Annotated in this window: 15 protein-coding genes; 5 read left to right on the top strand and 10 right to left on the bottom strand. The window is 62.8% G+C overall.

Annotation, left to right across the window (positions count from 1 at the left end; translation table 11 throughout):
* Positions 1–51 precede the first annotated feature (51 nt).
* Positions 52–477 (bottom strand): hypothetical protein, encoded by a 426-nt coding sequence (locus PPN31114_RS18030; protein WP_150680863.1) that lies wholly within the window; start codon positions 475–477, stop codon positions 52–54.
* Positions 478–792: 315 nt separating this feature from the next.
* Here PPN31114_RS18030 and PPN31114_RS18035 point away from each other — a divergent pair, with 315 nt between their 5' ends.
* Positions 793–2,115: a TIGR00366 family protein gene (locus PPN31114_RS18035; protein ID WP_150680864.1), complete on the top strand. Its 1,323-nt coding sequence runs from the start codon at positions 793–795 to the stop codon at positions 2,113–2,115.
* A 122-nt stretch (positions 2,116–2,237) separates the two neighbouring features.
* Positions 2,238–3,140, top strand: a complete 903-nt coding sequence (locus tag PPN31114_RS18040) for a ferritin-like domain-containing protein (protein WP_150681141.1) — start codon at positions 2,238–2,240, stop codon at positions 3,138–3,140.
* Positions 3,141–3,237: 97 nt separating this feature from the next.
* On the opposite strand, the gene PPN31114_RS18045 is transcribed toward PPN31114_RS18040, so the two are convergent.
* The 4 genes from PPN31114_RS18045 to PPN31114_RS18060 all read right to left on the bottom strand — a co-directional run bounded on the left by PPN31114_RS18045 (position 3,238) and on the right by PPN31114_RS18060 (position 6,146).
* Entirely contained in the window at positions 3,238–3,645 is a 408-nt protein-coding gene (locus tag PPN31114_RS18045) for a DUF4148 domain-containing protein (protein ID WP_150680865.1), read from the bottom strand.
* Positions 3,646–3,847: 202 nt separating this feature from the next.
* Entirely contained in the window at positions 3,848–4,798 is a 951-nt protein-coding gene (locus PPN31114_RS18050) for an SRPBCC family protein (RefSeq protein WP_150680866.1), read from the bottom strand.
* Positions 4,782–5,138 (bottom strand): ArsR/SmtB family transcription factor, encoded by a 357-nt coding sequence (locus PPN31114_RS18055; RefSeq protein WP_150680867.1) that lies wholly within the window; start codon positions 5,136–5,138, stop codon positions 4,782–4,784. The genes PPN31114_RS18050 and PPN31114_RS18055 overlap by 17 nt, the downstream gene beginning before the upstream one ends.
* 93 nt (positions 5,139–5,231) lie before the next feature.
* Positions 5,232–6,146 carry a bestrophin family protein gene (locus tag PPN31114_RS18060; protein ID WP_150680868.1) on the bottom strand — a complete coding sequence of 305 codons (915 nt, stop codon included), beginning with the start codon at positions 6,144–6,146 and terminating at the stop codon, positions 5,232–5,234.
* Positions 6,147–6,389: 243 nt separating this feature from the next.
* Here PPN31114_RS18060 and PPN31114_RS18065 point away from each other — a divergent pair, with 243 nt between their 5' ends.
* On the top strand, positions 6,390–6,791 hold the full coding sequence (locus tag PPN31114_RS18065) for a hypothetical protein (protein WP_246182625.1): 402 nt from the start codon (positions 6,390–6,392) through the stop codon (positions 6,789–6,791).
* A 114-nt stretch (positions 6,792–6,905) separates the two neighbouring features.
* Here the strand turns inward: PPN31114_RS18065 and mmsB are convergent, their stop codons facing one another.
* From mmsB to PPN31114_RS18080, 3 genes are all read right to left on the bottom strand, one after another.
* Positions 6,906–7,838: a 3-hydroxyisobutyrate dehydrogenase gene (gene mmsB, locus PPN31114_RS18070; RefSeq protein WP_150680869.1), complete on the bottom strand. Its 933-nt coding sequence runs from the start codon at positions 7,836–7,838 to the stop codon at positions 6,906–6,908.
* A gap of 30 nt (positions 7,839–7,868) precedes the next feature.
* Entirely contained in the window at positions 7,869–9,368 is a 1,500-nt protein-coding gene (locus PPN31114_RS18075; RefSeq protein ID WP_150680870.1) for a CoA-acylating methylmalonate-semialdehyde dehydrogenase, read from the bottom strand.
* A 121-nt stretch (positions 9,369–9,489) separates the two neighbouring features.
* A complete protein-coding gene (locus PPN31114_RS18080) occupies positions 9,490–10,728 on the bottom strand; it encodes an ABC transporter substrate-binding protein (protein WP_370865892.1) in 1,239 nt (412 codons plus the stop codon).
* A 137-nt stretch (positions 10,729–10,865) separates the two neighbouring features.
* On the opposite strand from PPN31114_RS18080, the gene PPN31114_RS18085 reads away from it, so the two are divergent.
* On the top strand, positions 10,866–11,834 hold the full coding sequence (locus tag PPN31114_RS18085) for a LysR family transcriptional regulator (RefSeq protein ID WP_150680871.1): 969 nt from the start codon (positions 10,866–10,868) through the stop codon (positions 11,832–11,834).
* A 9-nt stretch (positions 11,835–11,843) separates the two neighbouring features.
* On the opposite strand, the gene PPN31114_RS18090 is transcribed toward PPN31114_RS18085, so the two are convergent.
* On the bottom strand, positions 11,844–12,839 hold the full coding sequence (locus PPN31114_RS18090; RefSeq protein WP_370865893.1) for a LysR family transcriptional regulator: 996 nt from the start codon (positions 12,837–12,839) through the stop codon (positions 11,844–11,846).
* 100 nt (positions 12,840–12,939) lie between these two features.
* Here PPN31114_RS18090 and PPN31114_RS18095 point away from each other — a divergent pair, with 100 nt between their 5' ends.
* Positions 12,940–14,169, top strand: a complete 1,230-nt coding sequence (locus PPN31114_RS18095) for an MFS transporter (RefSeq protein WP_150680872.1) — start codon at positions 12,940–12,942, stop codon at positions 14,167–14,169.
* Between the two features lie 97 nt (positions 14,170–14,266).
* Here PPN31114_RS18095 and PPN31114_RS18100 read toward each other — a convergent pair whose 3' ends face one another.
* Complete coding sequence (locus PPN31114_RS18100) at positions 14,267–15,115, bottom strand: arylamine N-acetyltransferase family protein (protein WP_150680873.1); 849 nt, start codon at positions 15,113–15,115, stop codon at positions 14,267–14,269.
* Positions 15,116–15,203 lie beyond the last annotated feature (88 nt).

Raw genomic sequence — 15,203 nt, forward strand, 5'->3', positions numbered from 1 at the left:
TAGTAACACCTAGTAACGCCCCGCCCGGTGTATGCGCTGCCGTCCGGCCGTTCAGTCGAACGGCTTGAAGTGACCGTCGGCCGGAACTTTCGCGTCGGTGCGCAGACGCTCTTCAGCGTCGCTGCCAGCCAGCCCGCGATAGTAGAGATGCACGGCAATCGCGGCCGAATAGCGGCGAATTTCCACCAGCGTCAGGAAGGCGTGCGTGGCCGACGTGAACATCAGGTACGGCGACTCTTCTTCGATGAGTCCAGCGACCTGATGCAGCCCGTGGCGGTGGAGCACGTCGGCGAGTTCATCGCGGCTGCGGTGCGTGACGGCATCGGTGGCCGGGTACATCATGCGCAGCAGTACGAGCGGATGCTCGGCGCACGCCAGCGAGAGCGCCTGCACGACGGCGTGGCTATCGAGTGCCGTAGCGACGGCTTCACCTTCGGGGCGATGCTGGGGAAAGAGTTGCTCAAGGGTCAACGTCATGATGAGTCCAGTGCAAAGAAGCTGAAAAACAGCGACAGCGGGCTCACCAGTCTAGTGAGCCCTCGACTCAGGATAAACGCTGTCGGGTGATAACGCGCGTTGCGTCAAACGAAACAATTACAGCATATTTCAAGCCGCCCGCCCTCTTGCCCCACCTCACTTCCGACTGAGTTTCACCTCCGTAGCGCCCCGATTTCCACACACCTGCAACTGCCTTCGGCACTTCGCAATTACGTAGTTTTACGTCATGTCTGCGCCCTGAGGCGCGTGCGACAATGCGCCGATTAACATGTTAACTATAAGGAAGAGGCAACTGTGGTTAAGAGTATTTCCCGTTTCTTTACGCAGGTCGTGCATCGTTTTTTGCCTGATCCGCTCATCTTCGCCATCTTTCTCACCGTCATCACTTTCGCGCTCGCGCTGGGCTTCACGCCGAAGACGCCCGGGGATCTGGTCTTGCTGTGGGGATCGGGATTCTGGAATCTGCTCGCGTTCTCCATGCAGATGGCGATGATTCTCGTCACCGGCCATGCGCTGGCCAGTTCCGCCCCGATGAAGCGCGCGATGGCCGCCCTCGCCAGCTCGGCGCGCTCGCCCGCACAAGCGACGATGATGGTGGCGCTGCTCGCAGGCATTGCGTGCGCGATCAACTGGGGCTTCGGTCTGGTGCTGGGGGCGATGTTCGCACGCGAAGTCGCTCGGCGCGTGAAAGGCACCGACTACCGTTTGCTCGTTGCCTGTGCCTACATGGGCTTCCTGACGTGGCACGGCGGGTTGTCTGGCTCGGTGCCGCTGGTCGCGGCGACGCATGGCAATCCGATGGAGAAAGTCGTCGGCCTGATTCCCGTGTCGCAAACGCTCTTCACCGGCTACAACGCGTTCATCACGATTGGTCTGATCGTGATGTTGCCGCTGCTCGCGCGGGCGATGATGCCGCGCCCGAACGAAGTCGTGTCCGTCGATCCGAAGCTGCTGATCGATGAACCCACGCACGAGCGCGTGCTCGGCCCCGACGCTACGCTGGCCGAGAAGCTCGAAGAAAGCCGTCTACTCTCGCTGCTTGTCTTTGTGCTGATCGCGGCTTACCTGATCATTCGCTCGGTCACCAAAGGCTTCACGCTCGACATCGATACCGTGAACATCGCGTTCCTCGGCATTGGTATCTTGCTGCACAAGACGCCGATGGCTTATGCCCGCGCAGTGGCCAATGCGGCGCGTGGCGCGTCGGGCATCATGATTCAGTTTCCGTTCTACGCTGGCATTCAGGCCACGATGGATCACTCCGGGCTGGCGGGCGTCATCACCAACTGGTTTATCGAAATCGCCAACGTGCACACGTTCCCGTTGCTGGCCTTCCTCAGCTCGGCGGTGATCAACTTCGCCGTGCCTTCGGGCGGCGGTCACTGGGTGGTGCAAGGGCCGTTCGTCATGCCCGCCGCGCAAGCGCTCGGTGCCGACATGGGCAAAGCCGCCATGGCCATCGCGTACGGCGAGGCGTGGACGAACATGGCCCAGCCGTTCTGGGCCCTGCCCGCACTGGCCATCGCAGGCCTGGGCGTGCGCGACATCATGGGCTATTGCGTGACGGCGCTGTTGTTCTCGGGCGTGATTTTCGTCGCCGGAATGTACTTGTTTTAAAGGGGTTTGCGCAGCATTCGCGCGCCGCGAACAGACAATTCTGGTCGGCGCGCGCGTATCGCTTGAGGTATGATTTTTGCGAATGCCGATATGACCGATACCTCATGCGATATCCAAACCAGATGTCCGACACGCAGGCGGCGGCCGTAGCCGCTGCCGACCATGTCATGCGCCATTGGCAATACGATGTCGATGGCGCGGTGGCAATTGGTTCGGACTCCCACAAGCAGATGTTTTGCCGCATGCTGCTTGAGTCTCACAATCCCTACAAACCGGCCGTTATCGACTGGCCCGAGCTTCCCCCCGACGCACTCAAGCGGCTTACCGCGCTGCCCATTTGGGACATCGCCGTGCAAACCGAAGGGCGCGCCTCCATTCGCGTGAGCACTTACGCTGCGACCGTTCAAGACCCGTTGTTACGCGATGCGATCGCAATGGACGGCGACGAAGAAGCGCGCCACAAAGTCGTGCTCTCGAAGCTGGTGAAAGCCTATGGCATCGAGCTCGTTCCCGAGCCTGCCTACCCGCCGCCCAACGATCCCGAATGGGCATGGATGAAGACCGGTTTCAGCGAGTGCATCGACAGCTTTCTCGCGTTCGGTCTGTTCCGTTCGGCACAGCGCTCCGGTTACTTCCCCAGCGCCCTTGTCGAGACGTTCGAGCCAGTCATTCAGGAAGAGGCCCGCCACATTCTGTTCTTTGCGAATTGGCTGGCTTGGCATCGCCACAACCTGCCGTTCTGGAAGCGCCCATGGTTTTACGCGCGCGTCGCTGCCATTTGGGTCGTGTTGATTTGGGAGCGCGTGGCCATGGCACGTGGCATCGACACCGATGGCGTGGCACACGATGCGAACTTCCTTGCCACCGGCACCGCCGAGATCGGCGAATCGCTCAAGCCCCGCGATCTAATCGCGTTATGTCTAGAGGAAGACGCCCGCCGCATGGACGGCTTCGACAAGCGCCTGCTGCGCCCGACGTTCGTGCCGAAACTCGCGCGGCTGGCGCTGCGATTCATGAAGGCGTGAATTGCGAATCAGGCGCTGTCAGCCCGGCCATCACAAAGAAAAAAGCCGTTCCCTCGGGAACGGCTTTTTATTACCTGCTGCGAGTGCTACCGGCAGATCAGCTGCCTTCGCTCACATTCAGTTCACCAGCAGCGCGGGCGCGGGCGAGTTCTTGCTTGACGTCAGCGCGCGACACGCTCGGGCCTTGCGACACGACGATCGGGTAGTCCACGTCGTTTTGTGCCATCAGGCCTTCAGCGCGGGCTTGTGCCAGTTCGCTCTTCACTTCGACGCGGCTCTTGGCCGGGCCCGAAGCGACATACACCGGATAGTCGGCGTCGCCTTGCGGGATCAGACCGTTAGCACGGGCTTGAGCCAGATCGGCCAGCACGGCAGCGCGGGTCAGCGGAGCACCTTGCGAAGCCACGTCCGGGTAGTTGTTACCGTTTTCGACAGCGTAGCTGGAAGCGGCACCGAACGAAGCGGCAGCGGCGATAAGGGCGATTGCGATGTTCTTGCGGTTCATGTTTGAAAACTCCTGTCAGTTGCGACGGCTTTGTTTTGTTAAAGCGCCGTCGATGGAAGGAAGTCTAGAACTCGCAAATGCAATGAAAAACGCGATATTTGTCCACGAACTATTGCGTCTTTCGATGAGAATCGCATGCCCGATATTGGTGCAAACCCTGAGAAACCGCGCCCAGCAACGATCGCCGGGCGCGGCCACTGCGTCAGTTCGCCAGGGACGCCCCCAGCGCATCGAGCAAAAATTGCGTGCCGCGCTCGCGCGAACCGGAATCGTCGTACCCGTCGAGAAACGCGCCTTGCTCGGTCATCACCAATTGCGTGCCGCCGTCATGCGCGCGCAGCTCGATGGTGGCGAGCGACGCCGAAATCTTGCGGGTATCGAGGTGCATCTCGTAGGCGTAGACGAGCCGAGTGTCGGGGACCACGTCGTAGTAGAGCGCGTCGAACGTCGAGACCATGCCGCTCCCCCAACGCCCTTTCGAATGCTCGCGGCCGCCCGGGCGCACATCCATCGAACGCTCCACTTGCGTAAAACCGGGGCCGCCACCAAACCATTTGTCCTTGGCTTCGCGCACCGTCAGGGCCCTGAACACCCGTGCGGGCGAGGCCGCATACTGCCGCTCGATGCGAAACGTGGCGTGCACCACCGACCGGTTCGACGGCGCGGCGGCGTCGGCATCGAAGCGCGTGACTTCGCGGCCAAGCTTGTCGAGGGTTTGCGCCCAACCTTGGCTGGCGCCCGCAGGCATCCACGCGAAGGCTGGATCGAGCACGGTGTAGCGTTGCTCGACTTCCAACCGCGTGCCGTCGCTCACATTGGCAAAGCCCGCCGTCGTGTGTGCGCGAAACAGCGCGTGCCCGGCAGCATCGGTCACGTCCATTTCGATGGCCAGCCTCACCGGCGCATCGACTTCGGTGAAATGTCCGCGAATCCAATGCGACTCGCCTTCCGGCGACTGCATTCGCAGTTCGAAAACACCGCCCACACGCGCATCGACGCGTGCCTCGGGCACGGTGTAACCCGTCGGACAGAACCAACGTTTGACCGCCTCCGTCGTCGTCCAGGCTCGAAACACCGCCTCACAGGTGGCCGGATAAGTGCGGCCAATCGTCAGCGGGCGTGGCTGTTCTGCTGCATCACTTGCCGTGTTCATCAACGTCTCCTTCGGGCGGCAGGCTGGCCAGATACTCGCCCAACCGGTCGAGATGGCCCTCCCACTCATGTCGGCGCTGGTTGATCCATCGCTCAGCAAGACTCAGCGCCTGAGGTTCGATCCGGCACGTTCGCACGCGGCCGGCCTTTTCCGTTCGCACCAAGCCCGCGCTCTCAAGCACGGCAAGGTGCTGCATGACCGCCTGTAGCGACATCGCCAACGGCTGCGCCAACGCACTCACCGACGCCGGCCCCTGCGCCAGGCGCACGAGCATCGCGCGCCGGGAAGTGTCGGCCAGCGCCTGAAACGTCAAATCGAGGGTGTTGTCATGGTCAAGCATGTGCTTGAGTATAGTGGCGAAAATTAGTAAAGCAAGAACTTTAGTATCAAGTCCTTGCTTAGCGGTAGATCGGGTGGATTGGGCTGAATCGGATCAGGTGATGATGTGATGCTCGCCGCGCTCGCGCAGCTTGGCGGTGTGCTGGCGATGCAGAATTTCGCGTAGCGACTGCTCGGTGGAATCGGACATCGCGTCGAGTGCGAGGTCGTTAGGCTCCAGCCCGAACGGCTCTTCGATCTCGGCGCTAACCGCTTCGAGGGCAAAGAAGGTGTACGAGATAAACGCGACGATCACCGGCGTCATCGGCCCGATGGAGTCGACCAGACCGAACGGCAACAGCACGCTGTAGAGATACGTCACGCGGTGCAGGATCACGCCGTAAGTGAACGGAATCGGCGTCGAGGCAATGCGCTCGCAGCCGCCGATAGCCTCGCCAAGCCGGTCGAGGTGCATCTCCATGACTTGCGCGAGCGGGGCTTCGATTTGCCCCTTGAGACGGCGCTCACGCAGCCATTCCCCGGCCATCAGCAAGATGGTGATCGGCTTGAACTGCTTGCGCATCAGGCACTTCACGTCTTCGGGGCTGAGCAGCCGCTCGAAGTCGGCGCGCGGGTCGGTGCCACGCAACTGATGGCGCATGCCGTGCACGAACGCGATCAGGTACGCCACGAAGCGCGGCGAATCGGAGGTATCGGAGACGAGCGTCATCGACTGACGGGCGAGCGCACGCGTCTCGTTGAGCACGCTGCCCCAGAGCACGCGGGCTTCCCAGTAGCGGGCGTAGCTCGTGGTGTTACGAAAGCCGAGAAAGATGGCGAGCGTGATGCCGATGAGCGAGAACGGCACAAACGTGAGCGGAATCTTCCACTCGAACACACGGCCGTGCGCCAGCGTGACGACGATCGAAATGATCGTGGTGAAGATGAGCTGCGTGGCGATCTTGGGCACGATCGAACCGCGCACGACGAAAAGCATGCGCAGCCAATGCAGATTGGGACGGACGATCATGGCGGAATTAACGCTCGCAAGCGCTCAGAACAGGCGGTGGGGGAGCCGATTCGCGGGCATCATACGCCGCTGCCCCGCGTCCGGCAACGATTTCTGGCAATTTCTCCGATCCCTGCGGCGGTGGCCTCACATTGCTGCGGCTGAAATGGTTGCAACCGTTTGCAACAACGCTACCCGCCGCATTCGCGGCTCGCGAGAATGCAACTGCGCCGTCTTGGCGTGTACAAGTGCTCAATAACGATCATGAATCCACATCGCACTCAGGGTAAGGCTCGCGGCCTGGCCGCTCTCGCACTGGTCGCCGGTCTCGCCGGCGTGGTTGGTAGTTTGTCGGGTTGCGTTGTCGAGCCGCCCCGTCCCGCGCCTGCCGCGCGCGTCGTGGTCGAGCAAGACCCGCATACCGTTGCCTTGCAACGCCGCGAGCAAATCGACCGCCGTATCTCGAATGAATCGCACGACATCGACAATCACGTGAACCAAGGCTACTACCCGCCGCCGCGTGGCTACGATCTGCACCGCCGACTCGACGCCATCGCGCAGGAAACACGTGACATGGGCGCCCAACATGGCGGTGGCTTGTCGGCGGACGAACAGCGTGCGCTCAATCAGGAACTCGATCAGTTGCATCGCATGATCGCTGGCTAAGCGCAGCGCATAACGCACTACGCGCTACGCACTAAGTGGCTAGACATGCAAAAACGCCCGGTGGCTCCTAAGCCATCGGGCGTTTTGTCATTCGAGCGATGCGTGTGGGCGTAGTTACTTCACATCCAGCGCCTGCGCCAGCGTCACCGGATCTTGGAAGATGCTCGAGAAATCGAGCGCCCCATGACCGTTGGCGCGATGCACTTCGAAGATGCGGCGCGCCAGATCGCCCAGCGGCGTCGCCACATCGCTGGATGCCGCCGCCCCGTGCGCGAGACGCAGGTCTTTGGCCATCAGGTCCGTCGCAAAACCGCCGGTGTAGCCGCGCGACGAGGCCGCGTTCTCCATCACGCCCGGACACGGGTTATAGACTTCCAGCGTCCAGTTGCGCCCGGAACTCGCTTGCATCACCGCCGAGAGCACCTTCGGATCGAGCCCGTTGGCAATGCCCAGCCGCAGTGCTTCGCTCGTGCCTGCCATCAAGATGCCGAGCAGCATGTTGTTGCACAGCTTGAGCGTCTGCCCTGCACCGAGCGCACCGCCGTGATGAATGGCGCGGCCCATGTTGGAGAGCAACGGCCGCATGCGCTCGACGAGCGCCGCGTCGCCGCCCACCATAAACGTCAGCGTGCCCGCCGCCGCGCCCGCCGTTCCGCCGGATACCGGCGCATCGAGCAACGCCGTGCCAGGGCGCGCCAGCTTCGCGAGTTGTCGCGGAATCTCCGGCGGTACCGTGCTGCTGTCGATCAGCACCGCGTCGGGTGCCGCGTTCGCCAGCACACCGTCCGGGCCATCGTAGGCGGCCAGCACATGCTCACCGGCAGGCAGCATCGTGATCACCACCTGCGCGTCGCGCACCGCATCCGCAATCGATTTCGCCGCCTGACCGCCCGCGGCGGCGAGCCGCTCCAAAGCCGGGCCGGATAGATCGAAGCCGCGCACGGTGTGTCCGGCCTTCACCAGATTCGCCGCCATCGGGCCGCCCATATTGCCCAGTCCGATGAACGCGACGCGCCATGTGGGCTGAGATGTCGTTTCCGTAGCCATCGTCATGTCTCCCAAGTATTGGTGCGCGCCTTACTTCAGCGTGATCGTCGTGTTCACGCCAGCAGGGCCGGTACCGCGCGCTTGCCAACGTGCCGTGACCGTCTTCGTTTGCGTCCAGAACAGAATCGCCTGCTTGCCGTTGGGGCCCAAGTCACCCAGCTTCGAACCACGCGAACCGGTGAAGCTGAACCACGCCACCGGCACCGGAATCGGCAGATTGATACCGACCTGCCCGACGTCGATCTCGTTCTGGAATTGACGCGCCGCGCCGCCGTCTTGCGTGAACAACGCCACGCCGTTGCCGTTCGGGTTCGCATTAACGAAGGCGATGGCTTCGTCGAGCGTGTCGACACCGGTCATGCACAGCACCGGCCCGAAGATTTCGTCGCGATAGATCGACATATCGGCGTTCACGCCGTCGAAGATGGTCGGGCCGACGAAGTTGCCTTCCGGCGCTTCCTTCACGACATGACCGCGCCCGTCGAGCAGCAGCTTCGCGCCCTCTTCCACACCGGCGCCAATCAGCTTTTCGATACGTGCGCGCGCTTGCTTCGAGACCACCGGGCCGAGGTCGGCCTTGCGATCGGTCCCCGGGCCAACCTTGAGTGCACGCGCACGTTCGACGAGTTCCGGCACCCACTCACGCGCCTCGCCCACGAGCACGGCGACCGACGTGGCCATGCAGCGCTGCCCGGCAGCGCCGAATGCCGCGCCCAGCAGATGATTGATCGCTTGTTCACGGTCGGCGTCCGGCAGAATCACACAGTGATTTTTCGCGCCCATCATCGCCTGACAACGCTTACCGGCTTCCGACGCGCGGCGGTAGATATGCGTGCCGACATGGGTCGAACCGATGAACGACACCGCCTTGATGTCCGGGTGATCGCAAATCGCGTTGGCGATGTCCGGGCCGCCGTGCACGACGTTGAGCACGCCCGGGGGCAGACCGGCTTCGAGCGCGAGCTCGGCCAGACGCAGCGACGCGCTCGGGTCTTGCTCCGAAGGCTTCAGTACGAACGTATTGCCGGTGGCGACAGCCAACGGGAACATAAAGCACGGCAGCATCACGGGGAAGTTGAACGCGGTGATACCGGCGCACACACCCAGCGGTTCGATCAGCGTGTAGACGTCGACGCCACCTGCGGCGTTCTGCGCGTATTCGCCCAGTTGCAGCGACGCGATCGAGCAAGCGTGTTCGACCACTTCCAGACCACGCCCCACTTCGCCCTCGGCGTCGGGCAGCGTCTTGCCGTGCTCACGGGTAATCAGTTCAGCCAGTTCGCCCGTGTGATCGCGCAGCAGTTGTTGAAAGCGCAGCATCACGCGCATGCGCGACGCCTGCGAGGTGGCACGCCACGTCTTGTAGGCGGCCTTCGACGATGCGACGGCGGCGTTGAGTTCTTCCGGCGTGGCAAACGGTACGCGTGCAATCACTTCCTGCGTGGCAGGGTTCACGACGTCGCGCCACTGCGACGACTTCGATTCAACGCGCTTGCCGTCGATGAGCAGCGGAATGGTAGGCAGGGACATGACACGCTCTCCAAATCGAAACGAATGCAAAGTTCAGGAATGGCGGGTTGCGAGCGAGACCGCCCACAGCGCCGCCGGTAACTCAAAGATAGGCAATCGGCGCGACGCCGTTGCCACGCATTTATCGTGCCGCCGCCGTCGTCTTCACGAGCGGACAGGTCGACTTCGACAACGGTTGGAACGCTTCGGTGGCAGGCACCGTGGCGACCGTGGTGTAGTAGTCCCACGGGCCTTTCGACTCGGCGGGCGACTTCACACGGAACAGGTACATGTCGTGAATGACGCGGCCGTCCGGGCGGATCGATGCGTTGTGCATGATCGGATCGCGAATCGGCAATTCACGCATCTTTTGCGCAACCACCTTGGCATCGACGCTCTTGGTCGCGGCCACGGCGCGCAGGTAATGCAGCACGCTGGAATACACCCCTGCTTGCACCATCGTCGGCTTCAGATCCTTGTACTTCTTCTGAAAGCGTGCCGACCACGTGCGCGAGGCATCGTCGAAATCCCAGTAGAAGCCGTCGGTAAACATCAGCCCCTGCGCGGTATTGAGCCCCAGCGCATGCACGTCCGAGAGGAACACCAGCAATGCGGCGAGCTTCTGCCCGCGTTGCACGATGCCGAATTCGCGCGCCTGTTTCAGCACGTTGACGGTGTCTTGTCCGCCATTGGCGAGTGCAACCACTTCCGCCTTCGAGCTTTGCGCCGAGAGCAGGAACGAGGCGTAATCCGACGCATTGAGCGGGTGGCGCGACTGGCCCACCACCGTGCCGCCCAGCGCCTTCACGTTGTCGGCGGCATCTTTTTCGAGCGAGTGGCCAAAGGCGTAGTCGACGGTGATGAAGTACCACGACTTGCCGCCGTTCTTGACCATCGCGCGAGCCGTCGCGGCCGATTGCGAATAGGTGTCGAACATCCAATGGAAGCCCGTCGGGGAGCAGTCTTCGTTGGTCAGGCGGGTCGTGGCCGGGCCGGAGAACAGCGCGATGCGCTGTTTGTCCATCGCAATCTTCTGCACGGCGAGCGCCGCCGCAGAGTTGGTCAGGTCGGCAATGGCATCGACGTTATCTCGATCGAACCATTCGCGCGCCTTGTTGGCGGCGACATCGGCCTTGTTCTGGTTGTCGGCCGAGACCAGATCGATCTTCATGCCCTTGCATTCGGCGGCCAGACAGTCGTCGATGGCCATTTGCGCAGCCACCACCGACCCCGCGCCGCCCATCGCCGAATACGTGCCCGACATGTCGGTGAGCACACCCACCTTCACCGGACGGTCCGGCAACTGCGCCATGCTGCCCACCGACGCCATCCCCAAGCCCGCACCGAATCCCAGCGCGAGCAGCCACGGCTTGATCTTCATTGCTTTGTCTCCTGGTTTTTATCTTGCGTCGCTGTCGTCTATGCGCAGCGCTCATGAATTGTATTTGTGCGAATTTGCTTTACATAGCACATAACTGCATCTACTTTGTGCATAAATGCACATAGGAGACGGCGCCCATGGCGACCCGCAAGCTCGCAACGGCCACCCCGCCCGCAGGCGTAGAGCCGCGTCCTGATTGGGACGATCTTCGTTACTTTCTGGAGGTGGCACGCACGCAGCGCGTGAGTGCTGCGGCACTGCGGTTGGGCGTCGATCACACGACGGTGTCGCGCCGCGTGCGGGCGCTGGAGCAGTCGCTCGGCACGTTGCTATTCGATAAATCGCGCAACGCGGGCTTTGCGCTCACGCCGGAAGGCCAGCAATTGCTCGTGCATGCCGAGCAGATGGAAACCACGCTGCAATCGGCATGCGAGCAAGTGGCGGGTCTTGGGCAGACGCTCTCCGGTCACGTGCGCATTGGTTCGACGGAAGCCTTCGGCACTTATTTCGTCACGCCCGTGCTGGCGCACTTTCAGCGCGAATACCCGGCCATTCAACTCGACGTGCTGCCCGTGCCGCGCTTCGTGAGTTTGTCGAAACGCGAAGCCGACATCGCCATCACCATCGAGCGGCCGCAGCGCGGGCCGTACGTGTGCAGCAAACTGTGCGATTACCGGTTGCAGTTGTACGCGACGCCCGGCTATCTCGCGCAATACGGCGGCGTGGAGACGTTCGCTGACCTGAGCGGACGGCGCTTTATCAGCTATGTCGACGAACTATCGTTCAGTAATGAACTGCGCTATTTGGAAGATGTGGTGCCCGGCTGCGACGTCGTGATGCGTAGCACCAGCGTAATCGCCCAGTATCAAGCGGCGTTACAAGGCGAAGCGCTTGCGATCTTGCCGTGCTTCATGGCCGCACAGGACACGCGGCTCGTGCCGCTGCTCGCTGGCGAAGTGGTCGTCACCCGCAGCTTCTGGATCTATTGCCACGAAGAGTTGCGCACGCTCAAGCGCATCACCACGCTATGGGACTATCTGCGCGATGCGGCCCAGCGCAACGAAGCGCTGCTGCAAGGCAAAGCGGGGAAACTCGTGCAGGCGTGAGCATCAAGTTCACAAATCGCGAATCTTGCGCTGCTCGTTGTTGATCACCATCGGCACAGCGGCGCGCATCGCCTCGACAAAGCGCAGCAGGCGTGCCGGGTAGTGCTTCGCGTAGGGATAGATCAGGTTCATCGGCAGCGCCGTCGAGCGCCATTGCGGCAACAGTTGAATCAGCCGCCCTTGCGCCACGTCTTCGGCCATCACCCATGCCGAACTCACCCCCACGCCCAGCCCGCGCAATGCGGCACTGCGCAATACGTACAAGCTGTCGGTACTCATGCGCGCGTCGAATGCCACCCGCGCCCGCTCGCCGGTCGTCTTGTGCGTGAGCGTGATGTCGTTGCGATAGAACGTGGTGAGCGCCAGCCACGGCATCTGCACAAGATCCTGCGGATGCGCAGGCATGGGCCGGTCTTGCAGCAGATCGGGCGACGCCACGACGATACGCGGCACATCGGTCAGTGTGATCGCCACGTTCGACGGATCTCGCAACTCGCCCACATGGATGGCGCAGTCGATGCCTTCCGCAATGAAGTCCGGTTCGCGGTCCGACAAGAACCAATGCACCTTGATGCCTGCGTAGCGCTCGAGAAAGCTGACGAGCGGTGCGACCAGCAGTTCCTGCCCAAACGCGTGCGGCGCCAGTACACGCAACGTGCCTTCGGGTTCTTCGCCAGTGCCGCGCAAGTCGGCCTCGAATGCCTCCCAGCTTGCCACCAGTTCTTTCGCACGGACAAAACATCGCTCGCCGTCTTCGGTGAGCTTCATCTGGTGGGTGGAGCGTTGCAGCAGCCGAAGCCCGAGCGAGCGCTCCAGCATTTGCAGGCGGCGGCTGACCGTCGGCTGTGTGGTCCCCAGCAGCGCCGCTGCCGCCGACAGGCTGCCCGCTTCGACGATGCGCACGAAGGTCTGCATCAGTTCGACACGGTCGGCCCCGCCGCCCTTCGGAGCTGGGGTGTCCATTGAGATGCTGGGCGAATTCGGCACTTCCGGGGCTTTGGTCATACGTCACACGTATAAAGGTTCTACGGATTATAGGTCTACCGTTGCACCGCACCAAGGGCGAAACTACGCGCCGTACTGTGTCCTCACTGGAGCAACACACATGAGTTCCGCCCAACTTTCGAATGCCAGCCCGTCAGACGTCCGGCCTCAGCCGGAACTGTCGGCACGGCTGATCCTGCTACTTGCCGCCGGTGCGGGTTTGACCGTGGCCTCGCTGTACTACGCCCAGCCGATGCTCGGCATCATGACCGACGACATCCATGCGGCGAACACGACCGTCGGCTGGGTGCCCACGCTCACGCAATTGGGTTACGCGCTCGGCATCTTGCTGCTTGTGCCGCTGGGCGATCGCTTCGACCGCCGCCGTATCGTGCTGATCAAGGGTGCGGCACTGGCGCTGGCCTTGCTCGTCGCCGCTGTCGCGCCGGGAATCGGCACGCTGCTGGCCGCGAGCCTCGCTATTGGGCTGACGGCGACCATGGCGCAAGACATCGTGCCCGCCGCTGCCGCGCTCGCCCCCGAGTCGATTCGTGGGCGCGTCGTCGGCACGGTGATGACCGGCCTGCTGATGGGCATCCTCCTATCGCGGGTGATTTCAGGGTTTGTCGCGCAGAACTTCGGCTGGCGCGCCATGTACGTCGTCGCGGCCATCAGCGTGGCGGGGTTTGGCGTGGTGGCGTGGCGCGGCCTGCCGTCGTTCCATCCGACTACGCAGATGACTTACCGCCAACTGCTCGGCTCCGTCATCGGCCTGTGGCGCAAGCACTCGACACTGCGCCGTGCCGCGCTCGCACAGGGCTTGCTTTCGGTGGCGTTCAGCGCGTTCTGGTCGACGCTGGCGGTCATGCTCCACGAAGCGCCGTTCCATCTGGGCGCGGCAGCCGCTGGCGCGTTCGGTCTGGCCGGTGCCGCAGGTGCGCTCGGCGCGCCGCTGGCCGGGCGTATTGCCGATCGCAAGGGCCCGCAGGTGGTGACGCGCCTCGGCGCTTCGCTCGTCGCGATCTCGTTCGCCGCCATGCTGTTCGCGCCGTTGCTCAGTGCCCATGCGCAGTTGTGGCTGATCGGGCTGGCCGCCATCGGTTTCGATCTGGGCGTGCAGGTCGCGTTGGTCTCGCATCAAACCATCGTGTACGGGATCGAGCCGCCCGCACGCAGCCGCCTCAATGCGGTGCTCTTCGTCGGCGTGTTCATCGGCATGTCGGTCGGTGCGGCGCTCGGCGCGCAGGCGTTGGCGCACTGGGGCTGGACGGGCGTGGCGTCGCTGGCAACCCTCGCCTCGCTTGGCGCACTGGCAGTGCGCATGTGGCCGGGGACGACCGTCGCCGATTGATTCGCGCAACCATCGCCGGTGTGCTCAGGTGGGGCGGATGGCGATGGCGACAAAACAATGGCCGCGTCCCTCACGGGAGGCGGCCATTGTGTTTTGTTCAGTTGGCGGCAGCAGCGGCTTTGGCAGCACAAGCCTGCACACGTCGGAACAGATCGTCGATATCGATCTGCGTGACGTTCAGGCCGAAGCGATCGCGCAATAGCTGTTCCAGTTGCGCGGCCGATGCAATTTCTGATTCGCCGATCGCTTCCCCCCGCGTATTCCGCTCGGTCAGCCGGGTGTTCAACACGGCGAGGCGGCCGTGCGGCAAAGCACGCGTGAGGATCAGGTTGTTGCGGAACACCGAATCGGGCGCGGTTGACGTGAACCAGTTGCCGAGCTTGTAATCGACCCACTCGGCCGGGCGCGTCACGAAGCGATACACCGGCAACCATTTGTCGGCCGATTGCACGCTTAGGTGAAACTCGCCATCAGGCGCGGTGGCGAGACGATAGGTTTCCAGCGGCGTCTCTTGCGGTTGCGTCGAATGCAGGCGCAGCGGCGCTGTGAGCGTGACCGAACCGAAACCTACATCGGCGAGCCACGTCTCGCCCTCCAGCGCGACGCGCAGCAGCATGTGCGTCTGCCCGGCTTCCGCATCGAACGAGCGCCCCCACACCACGCGGCCAATCATCGGCGTGACGTCAAAACCGAGGTGCTTGAGCGCCGTCGCGAAAATCAGGTTCTGCTCGAAGCAGTAGCCGCCGCGACCGCCATCGATCAACTTGGCGACAACAGACGGCAAATCGACGTGGACGGCGAGTTCCCGAATCGGATTCAGGTTTTCGAACGGAATGGCGAGCGGATGCAAAGCGTGAATGCGGCTAAGAACATCGAGCGTCGCTTCGCGCGGGCCGGTATAGCCAATGCGCTGAAAGTAGCGCGCCAGATCGAATGCATCGGACATTTCAAGCACTTCCAGTAACGAGAGATGCCGGTACGTTACCGCATTGGCTGCATGCGCGGGCAAAGCCCCGATTTGGCCAGGGCCATTC

The organism is Pandoraea pneumonica (genome assembly GCF_902459645.1).
GTDB classification, from domain to species: domain Bacteria; phylum Pseudomonadota; class Gammaproteobacteria; order Burkholderiales; family Burkholderiaceae; genus Pandoraea; species Pandoraea pneumonica.